Genomic DNA, 25,347 nt, shown 5'->3' with positions numbered 1-25,347 from the left:
CGCCCTAGAAACGGGCAACCTTTCCCCCTACCAAACCGGGGCAAAGGGAGGGGGCCACCCACGGGGCGACCCCACCCCCCCCCCCCCCTCCTTCATGTCGTCCGTGGGTGCCCCTAGGGGCGGCGGCCCGTCGGCTCGCCCAGGATGCCCGCCGGGATGCTGATGCCGGGGTTGGGGATGCCCGGCGTACCGGCGCCCGGGTCGCCGGTGGCCGCACCCGCGATCGTCTGCCCGCCCGGCGAGCCGTCACCGGGCTTGCCGTCGCCGCCCGGCTTCCCGGGCTTGCCCGGCTTGCCGGGGCGGTTCGGGGTCGGCGGGTTCGCGTTGCCGCGGCTGCCGCCCGAGGGGACCGAGGGCTCCGGGATGCTGACCGTGGCGAAGTTCGCGGACTCGCGGCCGGACAGGGCGCCCGAGACGGCGTCCTTCCAGATCGGACCGGGCAGGCCACCACCGAAGACCTTCGGGTAGAACTGCCCGCCGATGGTGATGTCCTCCATCGAGATCTTCTTCGCACCGCCCGAGCCGACCCACACCGCGCCGGACATGTTCGTGGTGTAGCCGACGAACCAGGCGTTGTAGCGGTTGTCGGTGGTACCCGTCTTGCCCGCGCTGTCGCGGTCGGTCAGGCCGGCCTTCTCACCGGTCCCGGAGTCGACCACTCCGCGCAGCAGGGTGTTGATGGTGTCGGCGGTGGTCTCCGACATCGCCTGGTCGCACTTGGTCTTCGGCACCTGGAGCGCCTTGTTGTGCGAGTCGGTGATCGCCTCGATCGCGATCGGGGTGCAGTAGACGCCGCGGTTGGCGAAGGTGGCGTACGCGTTGGCCATCGTCAGCGGGGACATCTCGGCGGAGCCGAGCGCGATGGACGGGGACTCGGGCAGCTTCTCGCCGCTGGCCGGGACCACGTTCAGCTTCTGCGTCATCTCGGTGACCGGGCAGAGCCCGACGTCGCCGATCATCTGGACGAAGTACGTGTTGATGGACTTCTCCATCGCCGTCCGCAGCGCGTACGGACCGAACTCGTCCTCGGTCTCGTTCTGCGCCTTCTCGTACTTCCTGGTCTTCGGGTCGCGCTGGTTGACGTAGTTCGTGCCGTCGCAGCGCGCGATCGGGCTCGGGTAGTCGACCTCGTACGGCGCCGGGTACACCTTCGTCGGCAGCGTCCCGCGCTCCAGGGCCGCCGCCGCGATGAACGGCTTGAAGGTCGAGCCCGTCTGGAAGCCGAAGTTGGAGCCGCCCATCCGCTTGTCCACGGAGTAGTTGATCTGCGTCTCGTTCTTCCCGAAGCCGTACGGCTTCGACTGACCCATCGCCAGGACCCGCCCGGTGCCCGGCTGGACCATGGTCACGGCCGTCGAGATCGAGTCGTCCGCGTAGACGTGCTCCTTGATCGAGGCGTTGGCCGACTCCTGCGACTGCGGGTCCAGGGTGGTGCGCACGGTCAGGCCGCCCTGGTTCCAGACCTTCGCCCGCTCCTCCCGCGTCTTGCCGAAGACCGGGTCGGTCAGGAAGGTGTTGCGCACGTAGTCGCAGAAGAAGCCGGCGCCCTTGACGGCGGTGATGCAGCCGTTCTTGGGGCGGGTGACCTTCAGGGTGACGGGCTTGGCCTTCGCCGCGTCCGCCTCCGCCTGCGAGACGTCCTTCATGTCGGCCATCCGCTGGAGGACGACATTGCGGCGCTTCATCGACTCCGCGGAGTCGTTGACCGGGTCGAACCGGCTCGGCGACTGGACGATGCCCGCGAGCAGCGCGGCCTCGTCCAGGGTCAGGTCCTTGGCGGGCTTGCTGAAGTAGCGCTGCGCCGCCGACTCGATTCCGTAGGCCTGCTGGCCGAAGTACGTGATGTTGAGGTAGTTCTCGAGGATCTTCTTCTTCCCGAGTTCCTCCTCGACCTGGATCGAGTACTTCAACTCGCGGATCTTGCGGCCGAGGCTCTTCTCCTGCGCCTCGCGCACCTTCGACTCGTCGTCACCGGCCTCTTCGACGAAGACGTTCTTCACGTACTGCTGCGTCAGCGTGGAGGCGCCCTGTGCGGCGCCGCCCTCCTGCGCATTGCGGTTCACGGCGCGCAGGATGCCCTTGAGGTCCACCGCGCCGTGTTCGTAGAAGCGGGAGTCCTCGATCGCGACGATCGCCTTCTGCATGTACGGCGAGATCGCGGTCAGCGGGACGACCTGGCGGTCGCGCGAATAGACAGTGGCGATCAAGCCACCCTCGGAGTCCAGGATCGTGGTGCGCTGGCTCAGCGGCGGTGTCTTGAGATTGGCCGGGATCTCGTCAAATCCTTCGACCGTGCCCTTGGCCGCGAGGCCCAGCGCGCCCGCGCCGGGGATCGCGATGCCGGCGAGCACGACTCCGGAGAGAACGGACACCCCCAGGAACCTGGCGGCCTGTTGGCTCCCCGAGAGCCCTCCGCTTGAGCGCTTCTTTCCCATGAGGGGCAGCCTACGTTCTCATTCGCCGGACACATGCGAATGCCTTGGCCTAAGCTGGCAACAACTGTCACAGCAGTGTGGCGCGACATCAACCCTGCGGCGTGGTTTTCACCCTTCCCGAAAGGGGTGAACTCTTGTCCGAATCTCGCGCCTGTCACTGGGGGTTCACCGTCGATTCACCCGAATTGCCGGAATGGTCGGGCATGTCGTCCGATCACTCCGTCGGGTGATCTGCCGCTTACCCATAGTCCGTTCGGACCATTCAAGATTGGGCCCGACGGGGGTGTTGCACTGTGCCCGCCTTCCGTAACGTCCTCAACTGGCAGCGGTGAATATGCCGCTACCGCCGTGGGGGAGCCTCGATTCGGGAGAGGACGGCGCCGGGATGGGCTGGGTTACCGACTGGAGTGCGCAGGCAGCCTGCCGCACTACCGATCCGGATGAACTGTTCGTTCAAGGAGCGGCACAGAACAGGGCCAAGGCGGTGTGCACCGGATGTCCGGTGCGGACCGAATGCCTGGCCGACGCGCTCGACAATCGCGTCGAGTTCGGCGTGTGGGGCGGAATGACCGAGCGGGAGCGTCGCGCATTGTTGCGCAGGCGCCCCACCGTCACCTCGTGGCGACGGCTGCTCGAAACCGCCCGTACGGAGTACGAGCGCAGTACGGGCATCCTCACCGTGGATGTCGATGCGGAGGTCGATCTTCGGTTCGAGACGTACGCGGCAGCCGGGTAGACCCCCGCGCAGCCCGTCTACGCTCCGGCCGGTACCCCGGCCGCGAGCCGCTCTCCGATGGCCCGTAGCCCGGCGAGGTCGTGTACATCGCCGGGCAGGGCGGCCACTTCGGCCACCGCCACCTCCGGGTGGAGCGAGGTGAAGCGATCACGCGTGCGGCGTTCGCGCGCGATCACCTGCATGCGCTCGGCGTGCAGGCGCAGCAGACCCGCGGTGATCTCGTCCGCGGTGATCTCATCCGCAGTGATCTCGTCCGCGCTGGTTTCGGCGGCCGCGACCTGCTCGGTCTCGGGCGTTCCGGCCGTGGGGGTGTCGGCCGTGAAGTCGTGCGGAGCCGTGCCGTTGCTCGGGGCGGGGCCGGTGGAGGCGGGGGAGCCGTCCTCGGCGGAGCCACGATGTCCAGCTTTCCCGGACTCCTGATCGACAATGCCGCCCTCTTCAAGATTCTCTGCGGCGGCCAACGCCCGCTCCGCGGACAGCTGGTCGGCCCCGCTGCCGTGCACCCGGTTCAGCACCAGCCCGGCCAGCGGCATCCGTTCCGCGGCCAGCCGCTCCACGAAGTACGCCGCCTCGCGCACCGCGTCCGCTTCGGGCGCCGCGACCACGAGGAAGGCCGTACCGGGAGCCTGCAGCAGCCGGTACGTCGCGTCCGCGCGGGTCCGGAAGCCGCCGAACATCGTGTCCATCGCGGCCACGAAGGTCTGGACGTCCTTCAGCAGCGAGGCGCCCATCAGCTTGCTCAACGTGCCGGTCATCATCGACATGCCGACATTGAGGAACTTCATCCCGGCCCGGCCGCCGACCTTCGCCGGAGCCATCAGCACCCGGATGAACTTCCCGTCCAGGAAGGACCCCAGCCGCTTCGGCGCGTCCAGGAAGTCCAGCGCGGAACGGCTCGGCGGGGTGTCGACGATGATCAGGTCCCAGTCGTCCCGGGCGCGCAGCTGCCCGAGCTTCTCCATCGCCATGTACTCCTGCGTGCCCGCGAAACCGGCCGACAGGGACTGGTAGAAGGGGTTCTCCAGGATCGCCTGCGCCCGCTCGCCGTCCGCGTGCCCCTCGACGATCTCGTCGAAGGTCCGCTTCATGTCCAGCATCATGGCGTGCAGTTCGCCGCCGCCCTGCGCGTCATCGGCCCCGCCCACCCCGGCGACCCGCCGCGGGGTGTTGTCGAGGGAGTCGATGCCCAGCGACTGGGCGAGGCGGCGCGCCGGGTCGATGGTCAGGACGACCACCGTGCGCCCGCGTTCCGCCGCGCGCACGCCCAGCGCCGCGGCCGTGGTGGTCTTGCCGACGCCGCCGGATCCGCAGCACACGATGATCCGCGTGCTCGCGTCGTCGAGCAGCGCGTCGACCGCCAGTCGCGGCGGAGTGTCCAGGCCCATGGTCGCCGTGCTCCCCAGCTTGTCGCTCATTCGGTCCCCACCTGCTTGCGGAGTTCCGTCGCCAGCTCGTACAGCCCGGCCAGGTCCATCCCCGCGCCCAGCTGCGGGAGTTCGTACGCCGCCACGTCGAGCCCCGCCAGGACCGCCCGCTGCTCCCGCTCCAGCTCCACCCGGCCCGCGTGCTCCGCGGCCTGTTCCAGCAGCGGGTCCAGCAGCCGCTCCGCCAGGCCCCCGCGGTGCGCGCCGCCCAGGCCCGCCCGGGACAGGGACCGCGCCAGCTCGGTGCGGCGGCCCCCGGCGGCCGCTCGCAGGGTTCCCTCGTCCAGGTGGTGCGGTCGCATCATGTTGACGATGACCCGGCCGACCGGCAGCCCGGCCGCCCGCAGCTCGGCGATGCCGTCCACGGTCTCCTGGACCGGCATCTCCTCCAGCAGCGTCACCAGGTGCACGGCCGTCTCGGGGGACTTGAGCACCTTCATGACGGCCTGCGCCTGATTGTGGATCGGACCGAAGCGGGCCAGCCCCGCCACCTCGTCGTTGACGTTCAGGAACCGGGTGATCCGCCCGGTGGGCGGCGCGTCCATCACCACGTGGTCGTAGACGAACCGGCCCGCCTTGTCCTTGCGCCGCACCGCCTCGCACGCCTTGCCGGTCAGCAGCACGTCCCGCAGGCCCGGCGCGATCGTCGTCGCGAAGTCGATGGCGCCCAGCTTCTTCAGGGCGCGCCCCGCCGAGCCGAGCTTGTAGAACATCTGGAGGTAGTCCAGCAGGGCCCGCTCCGCGTCGATCGCGAGCCCGAACACCTCACCGCCGCCCGGTGCGACGGCGATCTTGCGCTCCTCGTACGGGAGCGCCTCCGCGCCGAAGAGCTGCGCGATCCCCTGCCTGCCCTCCACCTCCACCAGAAGCGTGCGTCGGCCCTCGCGTGCGAGGGCGAGCGCGAGTGCCGCGGCGACCGTGGTCTTTCCGGTGCCGCCCTTGCCGCTGATCACCTGGAGCCTGCTCACAGCGACCGAGCCTAATTCCTCGGTGGCGCGGGCGTGGGCGGTGGGGGCAGGACGGGTCGCGCATCACGTCCCGGGACAGGCACTACGCTCGCTCCCATGACCAAGAAGTTCGAATACGCGACCGTTCCGCTGCTGGTCCATGCCACCAAGCAGATCCTGGACACCTGGGGCGAGGACGGCTGGGAGCTGGTCCAGGTGGTGCCCGGACCGAACAACCCCGAGCAGCTCGTGGCCTACCTCAAGCGGGAGAAGGCATGAGCGCCGGCGCCGTGGAGGCGAGGCTGGCCGAGCTCGGCCTGACGCTGCCCGACGTCGTCCCGCCGCTGGCCTCGTACCAGCCCGCCGTGCGCACGGGTTCGTACGTGTACACCGCGGGCCAGCTCCCGATGGTGAAGGGCAGCATGCCGGTCACCGGCAAGGTCGGTGCGGAGGTCTCGCCCGAGCAGGCGAAGGAACTGGCCGCCGTGTGCGCGCTGAACGCCCTGGCCGCCGTGAAGTCCGTCGTGGGTGACCTCGACCGGATCGCGCGCGTCGTCAAGGTCGTCGGCTTCGTGGCCTCGGCCCCCGACTTCACCGGGCAGCCGGGCGTGCTGAACGGCGCGAGCGAGCTGCTGGGCGAGGTGCTCGGCGAGCGCGGCGTGCACGCGCGCAGCGCGGTCGGCGTCGCGGTGCTCCCGCTGGACGCCCCCGTCGAGGTCGAGATCCTGGTCGAGCTGACCCCCGACGAGGTCTAGGTCGTCCGAGCCCCTTGGCGTCGCTCCCTCCCGGGGGCGGCGGCAGGGGGCTCTCGAACATCCCGCCGGATACCCGTAGCATCCCGCCATGCCGAATGATCCGCACGGCCGGTCGCCCGGCGAGCCCACCGCCCCCGGCGGCCAGTGGTACCCGCCCGAGTGGCCCGACCGCATCCGCGCCCTCGCCGACGGGTCGCTGACCCCCGTGGCGCCCAAGCGCGCGGCCACCGTCATGCTGCTGCGCGACGGGGCGGGCGGCGGCGGTCCCGCCGTGCACATGCTCCGCCGGCGCGCCTCCATGGCCTTCGCCGGAGGCGCGTACGCCTATCCCGGCGGCGGCGTCGACCCGCGCGACGAGGACCACCGCATCGGGTGGGCGGGTCCGGCCCTCGCGACCTGGGCCGCGCGCATGGGCACGGACACCGCGAGCGCCCAGGCCATCATCTGCGGCGCGGTCCGCGAGACCTTCGAGGAGGCCGGGGTCCTGCTCGCCGGCGAGAGCCCCGACACGGTCGTCGGCGACACCACCGGTGACGACTGGGAGGCCGACCGGCGGGCGCTGGTCGCGCGCGAGCTGTCCTTCGCCGACTTCCTGGACCGCCGGGGCCTGCTGCTGCGCTCCGACCTGCTCGGCGCCTGGGCCCGCTGGATCACCCCGGAGTTCGAGCCGCGCCGCTACGACACCTGGTTCTTCGTGGCCGCCCTGCCGGCCGGCCAGCGCACCCGCAACGCCTCCACGGAGGCGGACCGGACCGTGTGGATCCGCCCGAGCGAGGCCGCCGCGGGCTACGACGGGGGCGAGCTGCTGATGATGCCGCCGACCATTTCCACCCTGCGCTCGCTGGAGCCGTACGGGAGCGCCGCCGAGGCGCTCGCGGCGGCCGCGGGGCAGGACCTGGCCCCGGTACTGGCCCGGGCGACGCTGGAGGACGGCGAGGTGGTGCTCAGCTGGCCGGGCCACGACGAGTTCACCAAGCGGGTCCGCCAGGGAGGCACACCGTGACCGACGCCGCCGCACTGCCGGGCCAGCCGCGCGGGACCGTCACCTCCGGTCCGGCCACTGCCCGCGCGGTGAACGTACTGGCCCCCAACCCCTCCGCGATGACGCTGGACGGCACCAACACCTGGCTGGTCAGCGAACCGGACTCCGACCTCGCCGTGGTCATCGACCCGGGCCCGCTGGACGAGGGCCACCTGCGGAACGTGGTCGACACGGCCGAGCGGGCGGGCAAGCGGATCGCGCTGACCCTGCTCACGCACGGCCACCCCGACCACGCCGAGGGCGCGGGCCGCTTCGCCGAGCTGACCGGCACCACGGTGCGCGCGCTGGACCCGGCGCTGCGCCTGGGGGACGAGGGCCTCGCGGGCGGCGACGTCATCCGGGTCGGTGGGCTGGAGCTGCTGGTGGTGCCCACCCCGGGCCACACCGGCGACTCGCTGTGCTTCCACCTCCCGGCCGACGGGGCCGTCCTGACCGGGGACACCGTCCTCGGCCGCGGCACCACGCTGGTCGCGCATCCCGACGGCCGGCTCGGGGACTACCTCGACTCGCTGCGCCGGCTGCGCTCCCTGACCGTCGACGACGGGGTGCGCACCGTCCTGCCGGGCCACGGGCCGGTCCTGGAGGACGCGCAGGGCGCGGTGGAGTTCTACCTGGCGCACCGCGCGCACCGGCTCGCCCAGATCGAGACGGCGGTGGAGAACGGCTTCGCCACCGCCGAGCAGGTCGTCGCCCACGTCTACGCCGACGTGGACCGCTCGCTGTGGCCGGCCGCCGAATGGTCCGTACGCGCCCAGCTGGAGTACCTGCGCGAGCACGGCCTGATCCCGGGCGGCCCCGAGACGGACGGCACGACCTAACGCGCGGACCTGCGGCCCAGCCGGGCGGTGTACTCCGCGGCGAGCCACGGCCCGAGGTCGTCGAGGTGCGTGCGCAGGATCTCCCGGTCGGGGCCGGGGTCGAGGCCCTCGGCGGCGGCCGCGCGCATCTGGTCCGCGCGGTCCGGGTAGTAGCCGGCGAAGACCCGCGCGGACTCGGCCAGGTCGCTGGTCCAGCCGCCCCAGCGGGGCATGACCAGGGTGAAGCCGGTGCGCACGAGCCGTCGCGCGAGGAAACGGTTCAGCTTGCGCAGCTCCGCGTCCGTCCGCGCCGCCGCGGCCCGCTCGCGCGCGGTGGCCAGTACGTCGTCCAGGTCGCCGTTGGTCTCCCGGGCGAGCAGCGCGTCCGGGCGGTAGCGCGGCAGGTGCTCGGCCAGGTCCGCACCGAGCAGCGGGGTGCACAGGCAGGCGAGGAACCACCCCAGGTCGTGCCGCTCCGCCTCGCTGAGCAGGGTCTCCTTGCCGTAGAGGAGGATGCCGGCGCCGTCCGTCTGCGCGAAGTCCAGGTCGAGCCCGCGCGCGAGCACCTCGGCGGTGTCCCGGTCCTCGCCCGTGGGCTCGCGGTGCAGGGCGAGCAGCAGGTCCAGGTCGGAGCGGCCGGGCCGGGCGGTGCCGCGCGGCACGGACCCGTACAGGTAGGCGCTGTGCAGCCGCTGCCCGTACGCCTCGGCGATCCGCGTCCGCGCGGCGGCGACCACGTCCCGGAAGGGCGCGGGCACCCGCCCGAGGGAGCCCTCGCGCTCGATGAACCCCTCGGAGTCCAGCCCTCTGTGTGCCATGCGGATCACTGTGGCACCCCGGCCCCGGGTACCGGCGGAGGCCGGGACGCGCGAAAGGGGGCCCCGCCCTGAACGGGCGGGACCCCCTCACGGGTGTCGCGGTGCGGCGGACGGCGTCAGCGCGAGCGCTTCGCCAGCCGCTCCACGTCGAGCAGGATCACGGCGCGCGCTTCGAGGCGGAGCCAGCCGCGCCCGGCGAAGTCGGCCAGGGCCTTGTTCACGGTCTCGCGGGAGGCGCCGACGAGCTGCGCCAGCTCTTCCTGCGTCAGGTCGTGCACGACGTGGATGCCCTCTTCGGACTGCACGCCGAAGCGGCGCGACAGGTCCAGGAGCGCCCGGGCCACGCGGCCGGGAACGTCGGAGAAGACCAGGTCGGACATCTGGTCGTTGGTCTTGCGCAGGCGGCGGGCCACCGCGCGCAGCAGCGCGGTCGCGACCTCGGGCCGGGCGTTGAGCCAGGGCTGGAGGTCGCCGTGGCCGAGGCCGAGCAGCTTGACCTCGGTCAGCGCGGTCGCCGTGGCGGTGCGCGGGCCGGGATCGAAGAGCGAGAGCTCGCCGATCAGCTCGCCGGGGCCGAGCACGGCCAGCATGTTCTCGCGGCCGTCGGGCGAGGTGCGGTGGAGCTTCACCTTGCCCTCGGTCACCACATACAGGCGGTCGCCGGGGTCGCCCTCGTGGAACAGGGCGTCACCGCGGGCGAGGGTCACCTCGCCCATGGATGCGCGGAGCTCCGCGGCCTGCTCGTCATCGAGCGCCGCGAAGAGCGGGGCGCGCCGCAGAACGTCGTCCACGAGTCTCTCTCCTATGTCGACCGGCGTCAGGGGACCTTCGTCCCCTATTTTGCCGGACGCCTTAAACAGTGCGATCAGTCACTCAAGTCACAAGGATGCCGGACATACGGGTGTGCTGTGCGGCGAGAGGCCAATCGGAGTGGTGTTACCAGAGGTCCGGGCGGGTGTCAGCGCCCGGCCTTAGGCTGGCCGGGTGTCCAATAAGCCGGTGAGAGCACAGGCCAAGGGGTCCGCGGGTGTGACCGCGGCCCGTAATTCAGCTGTGGGCGAACATGCCACTTCCGGGTCGGCTCCGGAGGGGTCGCCGCCCGCGAAGAGCAAAGTTTCGGCCAAGAAACCCGCGGTGAAGAAAGCCGGAACGGCGCCGGCCGCGAAGGAAGCGAAGACGGCGAAGGAAGTGAAGACGGCGAAGACGGCGGCCGGGGAGGCGAAGGGGGTGCGGCCCGTGAAGACGGCGAAGGCGGAGACCCACCTCGGCATGGTCCGGCGCGCCCGCCGGATCAACCGCGAACTGGCCGAGGTCTATCCGTACGCCCACCCGGAGCTGGACTTCCGCAACCCCTTCGAGCTGCTCGTCGCCACGGTCCTGTCCGCGCAGACCACCGACCTGCGGGTGAACCAGACGACCCCGGCCCTCTTCGCGGCCTACCCCACCCCCGAGGACATGGCCGCGGCCGTGCCCGAGGAACTGGAGCAGATCATCCGGCCGACCGGGTTCTTCCGGGCGAAGGCCAAGTCGCTGCTCGGCCTCTCGGCCGCCCTGCGGGACCGCTTCGAGGGGGAGGTGCCGGGCCGGATCGAGGACCTGGTCACCCTGCCCGGGGTGGGCCGCAAGACGGCCAACGTGGTCCTCGGCAATGCCTTCGGGGTCCCCGGGATCACGGTCGACACCCATTTCGGGCGCCTGGTGCGCCGGTGGAAGCTGACCGAGCAGGAGGACCCGGAGAAGGTCGAGGCGGAGATCTGCGCGATCTTCCCGAAGAGCGAGTGGACGATGCTCTCGCACCGGGTCGTCTTCCACGGCCGCCGGATCTGCCACTCCCGCAAGCCCGCCTGCGGCGCCTGCCCGATCGCGCCGCTCTGCCCGGCGTACGGCGAGGGCGAGACCGATCCGGAGAAGGCGAAGCTGCTCCTGAAGTACGAGATGGGCGGGCATCCGGGTCAGCGGCTGACCCCGCCCGCCGACTATCCGGGCCGTCCGGCGGCCCCGCTCGGCGCGGGGTCGTGAGCAGCGGCCCACGACGGTTCACGTTGGTGTCTTGAGGAACGAATCCGGCCAGGGACCGCGTTGTCCCGGTGTCGGAAGTACAGGGAGCAAGGGTGCCTATGACGCGCGGGACGCAGGACGACAGCGTGACCACCGAGACCCGGGCCCGCACCGGGCACGGACCCGTGGCCGGAGCCGTACCCGGGCCCGCGCCCGGTGACGGGGTCGAGGTCAGCACGCGCGGGCTGCCCGGCTGGCTCGACCCCGTGGTCACGGCCGCCCGGACCGTCCGGCCGACACAGCTGAGCCGCTTCCTGCCCCCCGAGGACGGCGCGGGCCGCCAGTCCGCCGTCCTGGTCCTCTTCGGCGAGGGCCCGCGCGGCCCCGAGCTGCTGCTGATGGAGCGCGCGGGCACCCTGCGCTCCCACGCGGGCCAGCCGTCCTTCCCCGGCGGCGCCCTGGACCCGCAGGACGGCGATCCCCACACCACCGGCCCGCTGCGGGCCGCCCTGCGCGAGGCCGAGGAGGAGACCGGCCTGGACCCGGCGGGCGTACAGCTCTTCGGCGTGCTGCCCCGGCTCTACATCCCGGTGAGCGAGTTCGTCGTGACCCCCGTCCTCGGCTGGTGGCGCGAGCCCAGCCCGGTCGGGGCCGTGGACCTCGCGGAGACCGCCCGCGTCTTCACGGTTCCCGTGGCGGATCTCACGGACCCCGCCCATCGGGTCACCGTCGTGCATCCCGGCGGCTTCCAAGGCCCCGCCTTCCAGGTCGAATCGGCTCTGGTCTGGGGTTTTACCGCCGGTGTGATCGACCGGCTGCTGCATTTCGCCGGCTGGGAGCAGCCGTGGGACCGCTCGCGCGAGGTCCCCCTCGACTGGCGCGCATGAGACGGTGGCCCACGTGAACGTGCTGGACATCCTGTTGCTGGTCGCCGCCGTGTGGTTCGCGATCGTGGGCTACCGCCAGGGCTTCGTCGTCGGCATCCTGTCGGTGACCGGCTTCCTCGGCGGTGGTCTCATCGCCGTGTCCCTGCTCCCGCTCGTCTGGGACCAGGTGACGGACGACAAGGCCAAGGTGTCCACCACCATGGCCGTCGTCGCGGTGGTCATCGTCATCGTCTGCGCCTCGATCGGCCAGGCCTTCACCACGCACCTGGGCAACCGGCTGCGCCGCTACATCACCTGGTCACCGGCCCGCGTGGTCGACGCGACCGGCGGCGCCCTGGTGAACGTCATGGCGATGCTGCTCGTGGCGTGGCTGATCGGCTCCGCGCTGGCGGGGACCTCGCTGCCCACGCTGGGCAAGGAGGTCCGTAACTCCAAGGTGCTCCTCGGCGTCTCGCGGGTCCTGCCCGACCAGGCCAACACCTGGTTCTCGGACTTCAGTTCCGTGCTCGCGCAGAACGGTTTCCCACAGGTCTTCAGCCCGTTCTCGAACGAACCGATCACCGCGGTCAAGCCGCCGGACCCCGCGCTGGCCAGTAGCCCCGTCGTCGAGCGCGCCAAGCGCTCGATCGTCAAGGTCGTCGGTACCGCGCCCAGTTGCAGCAAGGTGCTGGAGGGCTCGGGCTTCGTCTTCGCGCCCGGCAAGGTCATGACGAACGCGCACGTCGTCGGGGGCGTCGGCGAGCCGACCGTGCAGATCGGCGGCGAGGGCAGGCTGTACGACGGCAAGGTCGTGCTCTACGACTGGGAGCGCGACATCGCCGTCCTGGACGTGCCCAAGCTGAAGGCGCCGCCGCTCGAATTCGCCGAGAAGGACGCGGCGAGCGGGTTCGACGCGATCGTCGCCGGCTTCCCGGAGAACGGCGCGTACGACGTCCGCCCGGCCCGCGTCCGCGGTCGGATCAACGCGAACGGCCCGGACATCTACCACCGCGGCACCGTCCGCCGCGACGTCTACTCGCTCTACGCGACGGTCCGCCAGGGCAACTCCGGCGGCCCGCTCCTGACGCCCGACGGCAAGGTGTACGGGGTCGTCTTCGCGAAGTCCCTCGACGACGCGAACACCGGGTACGCCCTGACGGCGGACGAGGTCCGCGACGACATCAGGAACGGGAGGACGGCCCAGCGCCGGGTCGACAGCCAGGGCTGCGCCCTGTGAGCCCCCGCGCCGCGCGTCCCGCTTGAGCGAGCCCCGTTCGAGCGAGCCGCGCGCCGCGAGGTGCCGTCCCGTCCCGCCTACGTGCGTTGATGGCGCAGGCGGGCCGAGACCCAGCGGGCCCGGCGGCGCAGGATCAGCGGAATTCCGAGTCGGGGGTCGCGGCCGAGGCCTTGTCGACCGCCCCTCTCGTGGGTGCCCGGCGCGGCGGCCGAGCGTCGTTCGCGTGCGGAGTCACCGTAGTCGTGCGTCCAGCCCATACTTCGACCTCTGCCCGTGCCCCAAGGTCCGTAATCGCTTCGGAGTCGGCCAATTGGCCTATGCGGCGGGCAAGTGAACGTGCGTAGGACACCTGTTCTGGCGGGAGGGCCTTGCCGGTCCTCCGGCCGCCCCGCTCCCGGCGGTCCGTCAACGGACCCGCACGGCAACGCTGGTGGGCGGCGAACGGGAGGTCAGCGGTCCGGTTCGGGGTCCTTCAGCCAGTTCACCAGCTCGGTCGAGAAGAGGTCCGGCGCTTCCTCGTGCGGGAAGTGTCCGAGCCCGTCGAACAGCCGCCACCGGTAGGGGGCTTCGACGTACTGCCCGGAGCCGGCGGCGCTGCGCGTGCGCATCACCGGGTCGAGCGAGCCGTGCACGTGCAGCGTGGGCACGCGCACCGGCCGCTTCATCCGGCGGTTGAACTGGAGGCCGTCCGGCCGGGCCATCGACCGCATCATCCAGCGGTAGGGCTCGATCGAGCAGTGCGCGGTGGACGGGATGCACATCGCGCGCCGGTAGGCGTCGATCGCCTCGTCGTCCACGACGGCGCCGGCGCCCTCGCGCGGCAGCGGGCCGGACCACTCGCGGATCAGCTCGCCGACCAGCGCGCCCCCGTCGGCGACGAGCTGGCGCTCGGGGACGAACGGGCGCTGGAAGCCCCAGATGTGCGAACTGGCGCGGGTCTGCCCGAAGTCGGACAGCATCGCCGAGCGCCAGCGGCGCGGGTGCGGCATCGAGGAGACGACGAGCCGGCGCACCAGCTTGGGCCGCATGACGGCGGCGGTCCAGGCGAGGTACCCGCCCAGGTCGTGCCCGACGAGCGCGGCGTCGGGCTCGCCGAGCGAGCGGATGACGCCGGTGACGTCCAGCGCGAGGTTGGCGGGATCGTAACCGCGCGGGGTGCGGTCGCTGCCGCCCACCCCGCGCAGGTCCATCGCCACCGCGCGGTAGCCGGCGTCGGCGAGCGCCACCATCTGGTGGCGCCAGGTCCACCAGAACTGCGGGAAGCCGTGCAGCAGCAGGACCAGCGGCCCCTCGCCCAGCTCGGCGACGTGGAACCGGGCGCCGTTGGCGGCGACGTCCCGGTGGGTCCAGGGGCCGTCGATCCGCACCGGCGAGGCAGCCGGGGGCGGGGTGCTGCTGGGGTCCGGTGTGGGCGCTGTCATGAAGAGGAGCGTGCCACACCCACCGCGGTGTCACTGACCGGCCGCGGGTGCGGCTTGACGGTGCCGACGAGCGCCGCGGTCTGCTTGACGGAGGCGATGGAGCGCTCCGGCGGCTTGACCTTCTTGAACTTCGACACGGCGAGCAGCGCGAGCAGGCCCGCGAGCAGCAGGAACGCTCCGCCGACGATCAGGAACGACCAGGCGAGGCCGAGGCCGAGGGCGTGGATCCCGTACGCGGCCGCGAAACTCAGCACCGGCAGCGAGAAGATTCCGAGCACTCCGGCGATACCGATGGCGGTGCCACCGATGCCCACGCGCTTGACGTCCTGGCGCAGCTCCGCCTTCGCGAGGGCGATCTCGTCGTGCACCAGGGCGGACATCTCGGCGGTGGCCGAGGCGACCAGCTGACCGAGTGTGCGCTCGGCTCCTTGCGCCCCTTGGTCCACTGCGCTCATCGCTCTCTCCCTCATTCGTCTGCCGGCGACGGCTGTCCTCCGTCAGTCAGATCATGCCGGACGGTCGCCTCCGGCGGGGGACCCGGTGGCCCCGGCGGTGGCCGCTTGCGCTCCCTCGGCTCCGGTGGCGGCGCCGGCGGCCGCGGCCGCCGTGGCCCTGCGGCGGTGTTCGGCGGCCTTGTCCTCGTAGATCTTCGCCATCCGCAGGTGGTACTCGGGCTTGTCCTCCTCGTAGATGTCCGGGATGCCGTCGAGGTCCTCGTCGCGCTCCTCGGCGTCGGTCAGGGCCCGGTACTTGCGGTTGCGGAGCTTGAGCATCACGCCCGCGCAGATGGCGGCGATCAGCGAGCCGATCAGGACGGCGGCCTTCACCTCGTCGGTGAGGGCCTGGTCGCCGGTGAAGGCGAGTTCGCCGATCAGCAGGGAGACGGTGAATCCGATGCCCGCGAGCGAGGCGACCGCGAAGACGTCGGGCCAGGCGAGGTCGTCGTTCAGCTCGGCCTTGGTGAAGCGGGCGGCCAACCAGGTGCCGCCGAAGATGCCGATGGTCTTGCCGACGACCAGGCCGAGCACCACGCCGAGCGTCTCGGGCCGGGTGAAGACCTGCGCGATCGCGTCGTCGGAGAGCGAGACGCCCGCCGAGAAGAGGGCGAAGAGCGGCACGGCGAGACCGGCGGACACGGGCCGGACCAGGTGCTCGATGTGCTCGCCGGGGGAGTGCTCCTCGCCGTCCTTGACGCTGCACCGGAGCATCAGGCCCATGGCGACGCCGGCGATGGTGGCGTGCACGCCGCTGTTGTACATCAGGCCCCAGATGACCAGGGCGAGCGGGACGTAGACGTACCAGCCGCGGACGTTCTTGCGCAGCAGGAACCAGAAGAGGACGAGGCCGACGAACGCGCCGCCGAGGGCCAGGAAGTTGATGTCGCTGGTGAAGAACACCGCGATGATCAGGATGGCGAACAGGTCGTCGACGACGGCGAGGGTCAGCAGGAAGGCGCGCAGGGCGGAGGGCAGCGAGGTCCCGATGACCGCGAGCACGGCGAGCGCGAAGGCGATGTCGGTGGCGGTGGGGACCGCCCAGCCGTCCGTCGAGCCGTTGCCGAAGGTGGTGACCAGTACGTAGACCAGCGCGGGCACGGCCATGCCGCAGACGGCGGCGATCACCGGCAGCGCGGCCGCCTTGGCGTCGCGCAGGTCACCGGCGACCAGCTCGCGCTTGAGCTCGATGCCGGCCACGAAGAAGAAGATGGCGAGCAGGCCGTCGGCCGCCCAGTGCTGGAGCGAGAGGTCCAGGCCGAGGGAGGCGGGGCCGATGTGGAAGCCGCGGACGCTGTCGTAGCTGTCGGCGAGGGCGGGGATGTTCGCCCACATCAGGGCGGCGATGGCGGCCACCAGGAGCAGCACGCCGCCGACGGTCTCGGCGCGCAGCGCATTGGCCACGAACCGCCGCTCGGGCAGGGAGAGCCTGCCGAGGAGCTTGCGGCTGGACGGGTCGCTGGGCTGGGGCGCGGCCACGTGGGGACCTCCGGGTCGGTTGGACGGCATGACGAAGCACGTTGCCGACCAGACTTCCCGGCGCACCCTGTGGATCAACTATTTACGCTCTTAATACTTTACAGGGGGTACGCAAGGGATGTATCCGGCGATCATCACCTTAAGTGCGAAAGGGGCGCCCGGCGCGTTGTGCGCCGAACGCCCCTCTCGCCGGGTCGCCTACCGGGCCGGCGTCAGTCCTCGTTGCCCGCGGTGGGCAGCTGGGTCTGGATCAGGTCCATGACCGAGGAGTCCGCGAGCGTGGTGACGTCACCGACCGCCCGGTTCTCCGCCACGTCGCGCAGCAGGCGGCGCATGATCTTGCCGGAGCGGGTCTTCGGCAGCTCCTGGACGGGCAGGATGCGCTTCGGCTTGGCGATCGGGCCGAGCGTGGCGCCCACGTGGTTGCGCAGTTCCGCCACCAGGGTGTCGCTCTCGGCGGCGCTGCCGCGCAGGATGACGAAGGCCACGATGGCCTGACCGGTGGTCTCGTCCGCCGCGCCGACCACGGCCGCCTCGGCGACCGCGGGGTGCGAGACGAGGGCCGACTCGACCTCGGTGGTCGAGATGTTGTGGCCGGAGACCAGCATCACGTCGTCGACCCGGCCGAGCAGCCAGATGTCGCCGTCGTCGTCCTTCTTGGCGCCGTCGCCGGCGAAGTACTTGCCCTGGAAACGGGACCAGTAGGTGTCGATGAACCGCTGGTCGTCGCCCCAGATGGTGCGCAGCATCGAGGGCCACGGCTCGGTGAGGACCAGGTAGCCGCCACCGCCGTTGGGGACCTCGTTGCCCTCGTCGTCCACGACGGTGGCGCCGATGCCGGGCAGTGCGCGCTGGGCCGAGCCGGGCTTGGTCTCGGTGACACCGGGCAGCGGGGAGATCATCATCGCGCCGGTCTCGGTCTGCCACCACGTGTCGACGATCGGGCAGCGGTCGCCGCCGATGTTCTTGCGGTACCAGATCCACGCCTCGGGGTTGATCGGCTCGCCGACCGAACCCAGCACGCGCAGGCTCGACAGGTCGAACTTCGCGGGGATGTCGTCGCCCCACTTCATGAACGTCCGGATGGCCGTCGGCGCGGTGTAGAGGATGGTGACGCCGTACTTCTGCACGACCTCCCAGAAGCGCCCCTGGTGCGGGGTGTCCGGGGTGCCCTCGTACATCACCTGGGTGGCGCCGTTGGCGAGCGGACCGTAGACGATGTAGGAGTGTCCGGTCACCCAGCCGATGTCGGCGGTGCACCAGTAGACGTCGGTCTCCGGCTTGAGGTCGAAGACGGCGTGGTGGGTGTACGCGGCCTGCGTGAGGTAGCCGCCCGAGGTGTGCAGGATGCCCTTCGGCTTCCCCGTGGTGCCCGAGGTGTAGAGGATGAAGAGCGGGTGCTCCGCGTCGAAGGCCTCGGGGGTGTGCTCGGCGGACTGGCGACCGACGATCTCGTGCCACCAGACGTCCCGGCCCTCGGCGAAGGCGGTGTCCTGGCCGGTGCGCCGTACGACGAGCACGTGCTCGACCTGCGGACACTTGGTCACGGCTTCGTCGATGGCGGGCTTGAGCGCGGTGGCCTTGCCGCGGCGGTAGCCGCCGTCGGCCGTGATGACGACCTTGGCGTCGGCGTCCTGGATGCGGGAGGCGACGGCGTCGGCGGAGAAGCCGCCGAAGACCACGGAGTGGGCCGCGCCGACCCGGGCGCACGCGAGCATCGCGACGACGGCCTCGGGGATCATCGGCAGGTAGACGGCGACCCGGTCGCCGGTGCGCACGCCCAGCTCGGTCAGGGCGTTGGCGGCCCGGGAGACCTCGTCCTTGAGCTCGGCGTAGGTGATCGAGCGGCTGTCGCCGGGCTCGCCCTCGAAGTGGATCGCGACCCGGTCGCCGTTGCCGGCCTCGACGTGGCGGTCGACGCAGTTGTAGGCGACGTTCAGCTTGCCGTCCGCGAACCACTTCGCGAAGGGGGGGTTGCTCCAGTCGAGCGTCTCGGTGGGCTCCACGGCCCAGCTCAGACGACGTGCCTGCTCGGCCCAGAAGCCCAGCCTGTCCGCGTCGGCCTGTTCGTACGCCGCGGCGCCCACATTGGCGGCGGTGGCCAGATCGGCGGGCGGTGCGAACCGCCGCTCCTCCTTGAGCAGGTTGGCCAGGCTGTCATTGCTCACGACATCTCCCTTTCCCAGGGTGTCCGTTGTGTCCCCGGGCATAGCTCATCAGGTCAGACACCCAGGTGACAAGACCTTGCCGCAAATTGGTTTAGACCTATACCACGGCGGGCCGGGTGCACCGACCCCTGGGCGGGCAGGCGCCGATGGCCCCTTCCCGCGACGGATCGCGGAAAGGGGCCACCGGGGACGTTCGAGGAGGGAGCGTATCGGGTCAGGCGTGCGTGGCCGCCCTGGGCAGCGCGGGAGCATCCCGCTTGGCCGTTTTTGCCCCCTTGGTGTCCGGCAGGACACTGTCGAAGACCCGGCAGTCGAAGAAGTCCTCACCCGGAGAGAGCAGATAGGCCTGCGCCTCGCCCACGTGGAAGTACATGCCGTGCAGCTCCAAGGTGCCCTCGGCGAGCCTGCGCGCCACCGATTCGTGCGCCCGCAGGTGCTCCAACTGCTGCACCACATTGGTCAGGCAGAGCTGCTCCACCGCGTCCGCGGGCAGCCGACCGGAGATCCGCACCCAGGGGTGGTGGCGACTGCCCATCCGCGCCAGGCTCGGCAGCCCGTGCCGCAGCCAGCGGCGCAGCGGGGTCATCGGCGCGCCCGGAGTCGCGTTGAGCAGCGCCTGCATCGCCCCGCAGCCCGAGTGCCCGCACACGGTGATGCTGTCCACCCGGAGCACGTCCACCGCGTACTCGATGGCGGCCGCGACGGAGTCGTCCGTGGACTCGGCGCCCGGCAGCGGGACCAGATTGCCGACGTTGCGCACGGTGAAGAGGTCGCCCGGGCCGCTGGCCGTGATCATGCTGGTGACCAGACGGGAGTCCGCGCAGGTCAGGAAGAGCTGCGAAGGGCTCTGGCCCTCGCGCGCCAGGCGGGCCAACTCGTCGCGCACGTGCGGTGCGGTGTCGCGTTGGAAGGCGCCGATCCCGTTGGCCAGTTGACCGGCGCCGCGCCGCCGAGGCTCGGGAGCGGTCCGGGCGGTCCCCGCCTGCTCGGGGGCGGAGGCGTCCGCTGCCGCCGCGGGCTCCGGCTGCGCCCGGTGGTCGCAGTGGTTCTGCCAGGGGGTCCAGGGGCGGCAGCAGTGGTGCGCCCCGCGCTGGGCGCGGTCGGTCTCGCCGATCCGGGCTCCGGAGCGGCCGGTGATCTCCACCGAACCCCCGTGCGCCAGGTGGGAGTCCTGCCAGTCCTGGAGGATCTCGTACGCCGCGTGGTCGATGAAGGAACCGTCCAGCTCGATCACGACGTGCCCGTGATGCGGGACCTGGCTCAGCACCCGGCTGAGCCGGGGCACGGCGAGGAAGGTCAACTGGCCCCGCGCCCACACCCGGTGGACCGAGCCGTCCTGCCGCACCTCCAGGGTGATCCGGGTGCGCGCCAGCCGGTGCAGGGCGATGGCGACGGCCACCGCGATGCCGATGGCCACGCCTTCGAGCACGCCCCCGAGCACCACGGCCGTGATGGTCGTGAGGTAGACGACGAACTCGCGGTGCCGGGTGACGTTGCGCAGCCGCGCGATGCTCGCCATCTGTACGCCCACGGCCATGACGAGCGCGGCCAGCGCGGCGAGCGGGATCAGGTCCAGTACGGGCACGAGCAGCGCGGCCGCGAGCAGCACCCAGAGGCCGTGCAGCATCGACGCCCTCCGGCTGACCGCGCCGGACTTGACGTTGGCCACGCTGCGGGCGGCCCCGCCGGCGACGGGCAGACCGCCCAGCGCGCCGGAGACCATGTTCGCCAGGCCCTGGCCGCGCAGTTCGCGGTTCAGGTCGGCGCGCGCGGGGCGGTCGCCCGTGGCGCGGTCGGAGGCGATCAGCTTGTCGGTGGCCACCGCGGAGAGCAGCGACTCCACACTGCCGACCAGGGTGACGGTCAGGACCGCCGCGAGGATGCCGAGGACGGGCCCCTCGGGCAGCTCCGGCAGGGCGTGGCCGCTCCAGGAGGGCAGGTCCACCCGGGGCAGGCTCAGCCCGCCGAGTGCCGCGAAGGCGGTGGCCGAGGCGACGGCCATGAGCGCTGCCGGGACCTTGCGCAGCGCCCGACCGGCCCTGCCGGGCAGCCGCGGCCAGGTGAGCAGCACGGTCAGGGTGAGCGCGCTGACGGCGAGGGCCCCCGGATGGAGGTCGGCCAACTGGGCCGGCAGTCCCCGGACGTTGGCCACGGCGGAGCTCTGCGGGGTGCCGCCGAGCACGATGTGGAGCTGGGCGATCGCGATCGTCACGCCGACGCCCGCGAGCATGCCGTGGACGACGGCCGGGCTGACCATGAGGGCCGAGCGGGCGGTGCGCAGCAGGGCGAGGCCCACCTGGCACAGACCCGCGAGCACGGTGATGGCGCAGGTGGTGCGCCAGCCGTAGCGCTGGATCAACTCGGCGGTGACGACGGTGAGTCCGGTGGCGGCTCCGCTCACTTGGAGCGGGGCCCCGCCGAACCGTCCGGCGACGATCCCGCCCGCCACCGCGGCCACGAGTCCGGCCTGGAGCGGGGCGCCGGTGGCGAGGGCGATGCCCAGGGAGAGGGGCAGCGCGATCAGGAAGACGGCGGCGGAGGCGGACAGGTCGGCGGTGAAGCCGGGCCGGAACCGGGGCGGAATCCCGGGTGGCGCCGCGGGCGGGGCGCCGTGCTGGTCGGGGCGCGTGGGGGCGCTGGCGGTCATGTCCCGTCTCCTCTGGGGGCAGGGGTGAAGCGGCGGGAGTTTCAATGGCGGCGTCTCGACACCGGTGTTTCGACATCGGCGTTTCGACGCCGGTGTTTCGGCTGGAGTCTCAACACTCGGTAAATGGATGGTAATGGAGAGTAAAGGCCATGCCCAGACATAGGGGTTGAATGGGCTACGAATTAACTCGCAAGGGTGATTAAGTATTTTGTCGGGCTTGTCATACCTATCCCAGGGTGGGGTGCGTGCGACGTTTCGGTCGGAACGTGCGGAACACCGAAACGGGCAAGGGATGAGGTGGGCGGATGATGGCCGCCACGAAGAAGATCGCCGGCGGCCTGGTCGCCACGGCACTGGCCCTGGGGGCGACCGGGTGCGGCGCCTCGGAGCCCGTCAAGCCCACCGGCTCCGCCGGTGGGCAGGTCAGGAAGGGTGCGGCGGCGCCGGAGGCCCCCGGCAGCGTGCTCCGGATGATCGGCGACGGCTCGACCTCGTACACGGGCCCGCAGCCGCATGTGACCAAGCCCGAAAAGCTCAAGCCCGGCGAGAAGCCGCCGCAATTCGTGGTCTTCTCCTGGGACGGGGCCGGCGAGGACAGTCAGAAGCTCTTCTCGCACTTCCGCGAGGTCGGCAAGCAGTACAACGCGCGGATGACGTACTTCCTCAGCGGCGTCTACATGCTCCCCGAGGAGAAGCGTTCCCTCTACACCGCTCCCCAGCACTCGTCCGGCCGCTCGGACATCGGTTTCGGTGATCTCCAGGGCATCAAGGACACCGCCGAGCAGGTCCGCGGCGCCTGGCTGGAGGGCAATGAGATCGGAACCCACTTCAACGGCCACTTCTGCGGTCCCGAGGGCGGCGTCGGCACCTGGTCGGTGGAGGAGTGGAAGAGCGAGATCAACCAGGCCAAGTCCTTCGTCAAGTCCTGGAAGACGAACACCCCGGCCCTCAAGCAGGAGAAGGCGCTCCCCTTCGACTACGACAAGGAGCTGATCGGCGCCCGGACGCCCTGCCTCGAGGGCCAGAAGAACTTCATGCTGGCGGCCAAGGACATGGGCTTCCGCTACGACTCGAGCGGCATCAGCAAGCAGATCTGGCCGAAGAAGAAGGACGGCCTGTGGGACCTGCCGCTCCAACTGGTGCCGATGCCGGGCCGTGCGTTCGAGACGCTCAGCATGGACTACAACTACCTGGTCAACCAGTCCGGTACGACCACCCAGGGCGACCCCTCGCAGCACGCCTACTGGGGTGAGCAGATGCGCGACGGCCTGATGAAGGCCTTCAGCCGCGTCCACGACGGCAACCGGGCGCCGCTGATCATCGGCAACCACTTCGAGTCCTGGAACGGCGGCACCTACATGCGCGCCGTGGAGGACTCCATCAAGGGCATGTGCACGCAGAAGGACGTCCGCTGCGTCACCTTCCGCGAGCTGGCCGACTGGCTGGACGCGCAGGACCCCAAGACCCTGGAGTGGATGCGCACGCTCGACGTCGGCCAGGCGCCGAAGGAGGGCTGGACGAAGTTCCTGACGGCGGGCCCGCCGGCCACCCCGCCCTCCGCTCCCGCGGCGCCCGCGGGCGTCAAGCCGGCTGCGGAGTCGGCAGAGGAGAGCTGAGCGGCCCGCCGGGCACCCCGGTCCGCTGCTGACCCAGCCGCTCGTGCAGCACGAAGTCGGGGTCGATCTGGTCCGCCAGGTCGATCCCGGTCTTCGCGTTGCCCCAGCTCTCGGCGTTCTTCCGGTGGAAGTGCACCATCTGCTCGGTGTACCGGGCCCAGTCGCGTCCCGCGTAGGAGTCGTCGGCCGCGTCCTGCAGCACTTGCAGGGCCACCCGGTTGCTCGCCTCCAGCAGGTCGAAGGGGGCCGGACGGCCCTTCTCCATCGACCGCACCCAGTCGGAGTGCCCGACGGTGACGAGCAGGTCGTCCCCCACCTCGGCGCGCAGGAAGTCCACGTCGTCCTGGCCCTGCACCTTGTTCCCGACCACCTTGAGCGTGATCCCGAAGTTCCGCGCGTACTCCTTGTACTGGCGGTAGACGGAGACGCCCTTGAGGGTCGGCTCGGCGACCAGGAAGGTCATGTCGAAGCGGGTGAACATGCCGGAGGCGAAGGAGTCCGAACCGGCCGTCATGTCGACGACGACGTACTCGTCGGGCCCGTCCACGAGGTGGTTCAGGCAGAGTTCGACCGCGCCGACCTTCGAGTGGTAGCAGGCCACGCCCAGATCGGACTCGGTGAACGGCCCGGTCGCCATGAGTCGGACGTACTCGACGTCGCCCTCCTCGTGGCCGTCGAGCGTGACCGTACGGGCGCACGCGTCGTAGACGGGGTTGTCCTCGGCGACGCGCAGCAGACGCGAGCCGGTGCCGGGCGGGGTGGTCTTGATCATCGCCTCGGCGGAGGTGATGCGGGGGTTGGAGCCGCGCAGGTACTCCTTGATCAGCGGCAGGTGCGCGCCCATGGCGGGCATCGCGGCGGCCTCGTCCTCGGTGAGGCCGAGCGCGGCGCCCAGATGCTGGTTGATGTCGGCGTCCACCGCGACGACGGGGGCCTCATTGGCTGCGAGGTGGCGGATGAAGAGGGAGGACAGCGTGCTCTTGCCGCTGCCACCCTTTCCCACGAAAGCGATCTTCATGTTCACCAAGCGTAGTCGGTTGATCGCACGTGGTGGTCGGTGTGAGTGAAGAAGACCACTCCAAGGAGGGGTCGGTGCTATGGGTGAGCAGTGCGTAGGCTCCCTACTTATGAGTAGCGCTTCTGACCCGCTGGCCGCCCTGACGTCGCTCCCCGGCGTCCCGGACGCGGTGGACTCCGTACGCAAGGCCGTGGACCGGGTCTACGGGCACCGGGTGATGCGCCGACGGGCCGGGGAGATCACCTCGGAGGCCGCACTGCGCGCAGCCCGCGGTAGCGCCGCGCTGTCCGGAGCGGACTGGGCGCTGGAGGAGGTCCGGCGGCGCAGCGACTTCGGTTCGGAGGAACAGGCGCGGACCGTGGGAGCGGCGCTGCGGCTCACCGCCGAGGCCGGGCAGCTGCTGAGCATCTGGCGCCAGTCGCCGATGCGGGTGCTCGCGCGGCTGCACCTGGTGGCGGTGGGGCAGGTCAAGGCGGGGTCGGCGGGGTCGGAGCGGGGTTCCGGTGTCGATCCGCACGCCGGGGACACCGTGGGGCGGCCGAGGTTGGCCGGTGAGCCGGTGGACGAGCCGCTGGTGACGCTCGCGCTGCCGGACGCGCAGGAGGTCGCGGGGCGGCTCGAAGGGCTGTCCGGCCTGATCATCGGCGGGAGTTCGGCGCCGGCCCTGGTCACGGCCGCGGTGGTGCACGGCGAGCTGCTGGCCCTGCGGCCGTTCGGTTCGTACAACGGCCTGGTCGCGCGGGCGGCCGAGCGGATCGTGCTCATCAACAGCGGCCTCGACCCGAAGGCGATCTGCCCCGCGGAGGTCGGCCACGCCGAGCAGGGGTCGGCGGCCTACCTGGCGGCCTTCGAGGGCTACGTGTCCGGGACCGCGGAGGGGATGGCCGCCTGGATCGCGCACTGCGGGCGGGCGGTCGAGCTGGGTGTCCGCGAGTCGACGGCGGTGTGCGAGGCGCTTCAGCGCGGGGCGGCCTGAGGGCGCGCGGTCCGGGGGCGCGCGGTCCGAGAGGCGCGCGGCCGGAGAGGCGCGCGGTCCAAGAGGCGCGCGCGGCCCGAGAGGCCGACAAAGGGATGCGGCGACACCGTCTTGCTTTGGTGTCGCCGCTGGCATTTACGCCCAGTTACCAAGCGTCCTCGAAGTATGCCCATCAGGTCGGGAACTCTGCCCGTCACCTGGTGCGGCTGGCCCGTAATCGACGGGTCGACGTCGCGTGGGTGCTCGGCGTTCATGCGTTCTGCTCGGTCCGTGGGCCTTACTGCGGTTAAAGATGATCCTCTCGGATGTTCTTTGGTCTCGCGGGCCGTTGACTCATTTGTACCCCGCTTCCGAGGTAAGTGGAACCCCTAGCCTCACTTCTTTACTTTCCTGGGCGTAGCGGTGTGAATCGGACAGGCCGTGTCCGTGCTGGTCAGGGCCTTCGTCGGCGGGTGCGGGGTGGGGTCGGTTTC

At 71.2% G+C, this 25,347-nt stretch carries 22 protein-coding genes; 10 read left to right on the top strand and 12 right to left on the bottom strand.

Annotated elements, in window-relative coordinates:
• Positions 1 to 113 precede the first annotated feature (113 nt).
• Positions 114 to 2,435, bottom strand: coding sequence for a transglycosylase domain-containing protein (locus ACZ4UB_RS19360; protein ID WP_468071594.1), 2,322 nt, complete (start codon positions 2,433 to 2,435; stop codon positions 114 to 116).
• A 385-nt stretch (positions 2,436 to 2,820) separates the two neighbouring features.
• Here ACZ4UB_RS19360 and ACZ4UB_RS19355 point away from each other — a divergent pair, with 385 nt between their 5' ends.
• Positions 2,821 to 3,171, top strand: coding sequence for a WhiB family transcriptional regulator (locus ACZ4UB_RS19355; protein WP_330331229.1), 351 nt, complete (start codon positions 2,821 to 2,823; stop codon positions 3,169 to 3,171).
• Positions 3,172 to 3,188: 17 nt separating this feature from the next.
• Here the strand turns inward: ACZ4UB_RS19355 and bagB are convergent, their stop codons facing one another.
• Together bagB and bagA are read right to left on the bottom strand one after the other, a co-directional pair.
• A complete protein-coding gene (bagB, locus tag ACZ4UB_RS19350; RefSeq protein WP_468071592.1) occupies positions 3,189 to 4,586 on the bottom strand; it encodes an ATPase BagB in 1,398 nt (465 codons plus the stop codon).
• A complete protein-coding gene (gene bagA / locus ACZ4UB_RS19345) occupies positions 4,583 to 5,563 on the bottom strand; it encodes an ATPase BagA (protein WP_468071590.1) in 981 nt (326 codons plus the stop codon). The genes bagB and bagA overlap by 4 nt, the downstream gene beginning before the upstream one ends.
• A 96-nt stretch (positions 5,564 to 5,659) precedes the next feature.
• Between bagA and ACZ4UB_RS19340 the strand changes: the two genes are divergently transcribed.
• The 4 genes from ACZ4UB_RS19340 to ACZ4UB_RS19325 all read left to right on the top strand — a co-directional run bounded on the left by ACZ4UB_RS19340 (position 5,660) and on the right by ACZ4UB_RS19325 (position 8,157).
• Positions 5,660 to 5,821 (top strand): DUF4177 domain-containing protein, encoded by a 162-nt coding sequence (locus ACZ4UB_RS19340; RefSeq protein WP_007264966.1) that lies wholly within the window; start codon positions 5,660 to 5,662, stop codon positions 5,819 to 5,821.
• Positions 5,818 to 6,297: a RidA family protein gene (locus tag ACZ4UB_RS19335; protein WP_468071588.1), complete on the top strand. Its 480-nt coding sequence runs from the start codon at positions 5,818 to 5,820 to the stop codon at positions 6,295 to 6,297. The genes ACZ4UB_RS19340 and ACZ4UB_RS19335 overlap by 4 nt, the downstream gene beginning before the upstream one ends.
• Positions 6,298 to 6,385: 88 nt before the next feature.
• Positions 6,386 to 7,300, top strand: a complete 915-nt coding sequence (locus ACZ4UB_RS19330; RefSeq protein ID WP_468071586.1) for an NUDIX hydrolase — start codon at positions 6,386 to 6,388, stop codon at positions 7,298 to 7,300.
• Positions 7,297 to 8,157: an MBL fold metallo-hydrolase gene (locus ACZ4UB_RS19325; RefSeq protein ID WP_468071584.1), complete on the top strand. Its 861-nt coding sequence runs from the start codon at positions 7,297 to 7,299 to the stop codon at positions 8,155 to 8,157. Before ACZ4UB_RS19330 ends, ACZ4UB_RS19325 begins: the two co-directional genes overlap by 4 nt.
• Here ACZ4UB_RS19325 and ACZ4UB_RS19320 read toward each other — a convergent pair.
• Positions 8,154 to 8,954: a nucleotidyltransferase domain-containing protein gene (locus tag ACZ4UB_RS19320; RefSeq protein ID WP_468071582.1), complete on the bottom strand. Its 801-nt coding sequence runs from the start codon at positions 8,952 to 8,954 to the stop codon at positions 8,154 to 8,156. The two genes, ACZ4UB_RS19325 and ACZ4UB_RS19320, sit on opposite strands and share 4 nt — an antisense overlap.
• Before the next feature lie 116 nt (positions 8,955 to 9,070).
• Positions 9,071 to 9,745, bottom strand: a complete 675-nt coding sequence (locus tag ACZ4UB_RS19315) for a Crp/Fnr family transcriptional regulator (RefSeq protein WP_003981529.1) — start codon at positions 9,743 to 9,745, stop codon at positions 9,071 to 9,073.
• Positions 9,746 to 9,938: 193 nt separating this feature from the next.
• On the opposite strand from ACZ4UB_RS19315, the gene nth reads away from it, so the two are divergent.
• The 3 genes from nth to ACZ4UB_RS19300 all read left to right on the top strand — a co-directional run bounded on the left by nth (position 9,939) and on the right by ACZ4UB_RS19300 (position 13,055).
• Positions 9,939 to 10,973, top strand: a complete 1,035-nt coding sequence (nth, locus tag ACZ4UB_RS19310) for an endonuclease III (RefSeq protein ID WP_468071580.1) — start codon at positions 9,939 to 9,941, stop codon at positions 10,971 to 10,973.
• A 98-nt stretch (positions 10,974 to 11,071) separates the two neighbouring features.
• Complete coding sequence (locus ACZ4UB_RS19305) at positions 11,072 to 11,839, top strand: NUDIX hydrolase (RefSeq protein ID WP_354380706.1); 768 nt, start codon at positions 11,072 to 11,074, stop codon at positions 11,837 to 11,839.
• Positions 11,840 to 11,852: 13 nt separating this feature from the next.
• Entirely contained in the window at positions 11,853 to 13,055 is a 1,203-nt protein-coding gene (locus ACZ4UB_RS19300) for a MarP family serine protease (RefSeq protein ID WP_354380705.1), read from the top strand.
• Between the two features lie 77 nt (positions 13,056 to 13,132).
• Here ACZ4UB_RS19300 and ACZ4UB_RS19295 read toward each other — a convergent pair whose 3' ends face one another.
• From ACZ4UB_RS19295 to ACZ4UB_RS19270, 6 genes are all read right to left on the bottom strand, one after another.
• Positions 13,133 to 13,312 carry a hypothetical protein gene (locus ACZ4UB_RS19295; RefSeq protein ID WP_468071577.1) on the bottom strand — a complete coding sequence of 60 codons (180 nt, stop codon included), beginning with the start codon at positions 13,310 to 13,312 and terminating at the stop codon, positions 13,133 to 13,135.
• A gap of 192 nt (positions 13,313 to 13,504) precedes the next feature.
• On the bottom strand, positions 13,505 to 14,476 hold the full coding sequence (locus ACZ4UB_RS19290) for an alpha/beta fold hydrolase (RefSeq protein WP_354380703.1): 972 nt from the start codon (positions 14,474 to 14,476) through the stop codon (positions 13,505 to 13,507).
• Complete coding sequence (locus ACZ4UB_RS19285; RefSeq protein ID WP_354380702.1) at positions 14,473 to 14,931, bottom strand: phage holin family protein; 459 nt, start codon at positions 14,929 to 14,931, stop codon at positions 14,473 to 14,475. The genes ACZ4UB_RS19290 and ACZ4UB_RS19285 overlap by 4 nt, the downstream gene beginning before the upstream one ends.
• A 51-nt stretch (positions 14,932 to 14,982) precedes the next feature.
• A complete protein-coding gene (gene nhaA / locus ACZ4UB_RS19280) occupies positions 14,983 to 16,479 on the bottom strand; it encodes a Na+/H+ antiporter NhaA (protein WP_468071575.1) in 1,497 nt (498 codons plus the stop codon).
• A 182-nt stretch (positions 16,480 to 16,661) separates the two neighbouring features.
• Positions 16,662 to 18,659: an acetate--CoA ligase gene (gene acs, locus ACZ4UB_RS19275; protein ID WP_468071573.1), complete on the bottom strand. Its 1,998-nt coding sequence runs from the start codon at positions 18,657 to 18,659 to the stop codon at positions 16,662 to 16,664.
• Between the two features lie 172 nt (positions 18,660 to 18,831).
• Positions 18,832 to 21,264 (bottom strand): SulP family inorganic anion transporter, encoded by a 2,433-nt coding sequence (locus tag ACZ4UB_RS19270; protein WP_468071571.1) that lies wholly within the window; start codon positions 21,262 to 21,264, stop codon positions 18,832 to 18,834.
• 305 nt (positions 21,265 to 21,569) lie between these two features.
• Here ACZ4UB_RS19270 and ACZ4UB_RS19265 point away from each other — a divergent pair, with 305 nt between their 5' ends.
• Positions 21,570 to 22,880, top strand: a complete 1,311-nt coding sequence (locus ACZ4UB_RS19265; RefSeq protein ID WP_468071569.1) for a polysaccharide deacetylase family protein — start codon at positions 21,570 to 21,572, stop codon at positions 22,878 to 22,880.
• Here ACZ4UB_RS19265 and ACZ4UB_RS19260 read toward each other — a convergent pair.
• Entirely contained in the window at positions 22,846 to 23,898 is a 1,053-nt protein-coding gene (locus ACZ4UB_RS19260; RefSeq protein ID WP_468071567.1) for an ATP-binding protein, read from the bottom strand. The genes ACZ4UB_RS19265 and ACZ4UB_RS19260 overlap by 35 nt on opposite strands.
• 109 nt (positions 23,899 to 24,007) lie before the next feature.
• On the opposite strand from ACZ4UB_RS19260, the gene ACZ4UB_RS19255 reads away from it, so the two are divergent.
• Positions 24,008 to 24,874, top strand: a complete 867-nt coding sequence (locus ACZ4UB_RS19255) for a Fic family protein (protein WP_468071565.1) — start codon at positions 24,008 to 24,010, stop codon at positions 24,872 to 24,874.
• Positions 24,875 to 25,347: the final 473 nt, after the last annotated feature.

It is taken from the genome of Streptomyces sp. NPDC028419 (assembly GCF_055565515.1).
This window is presented reverse-complemented; position numbering and strand designations above follow the sequence as displayed.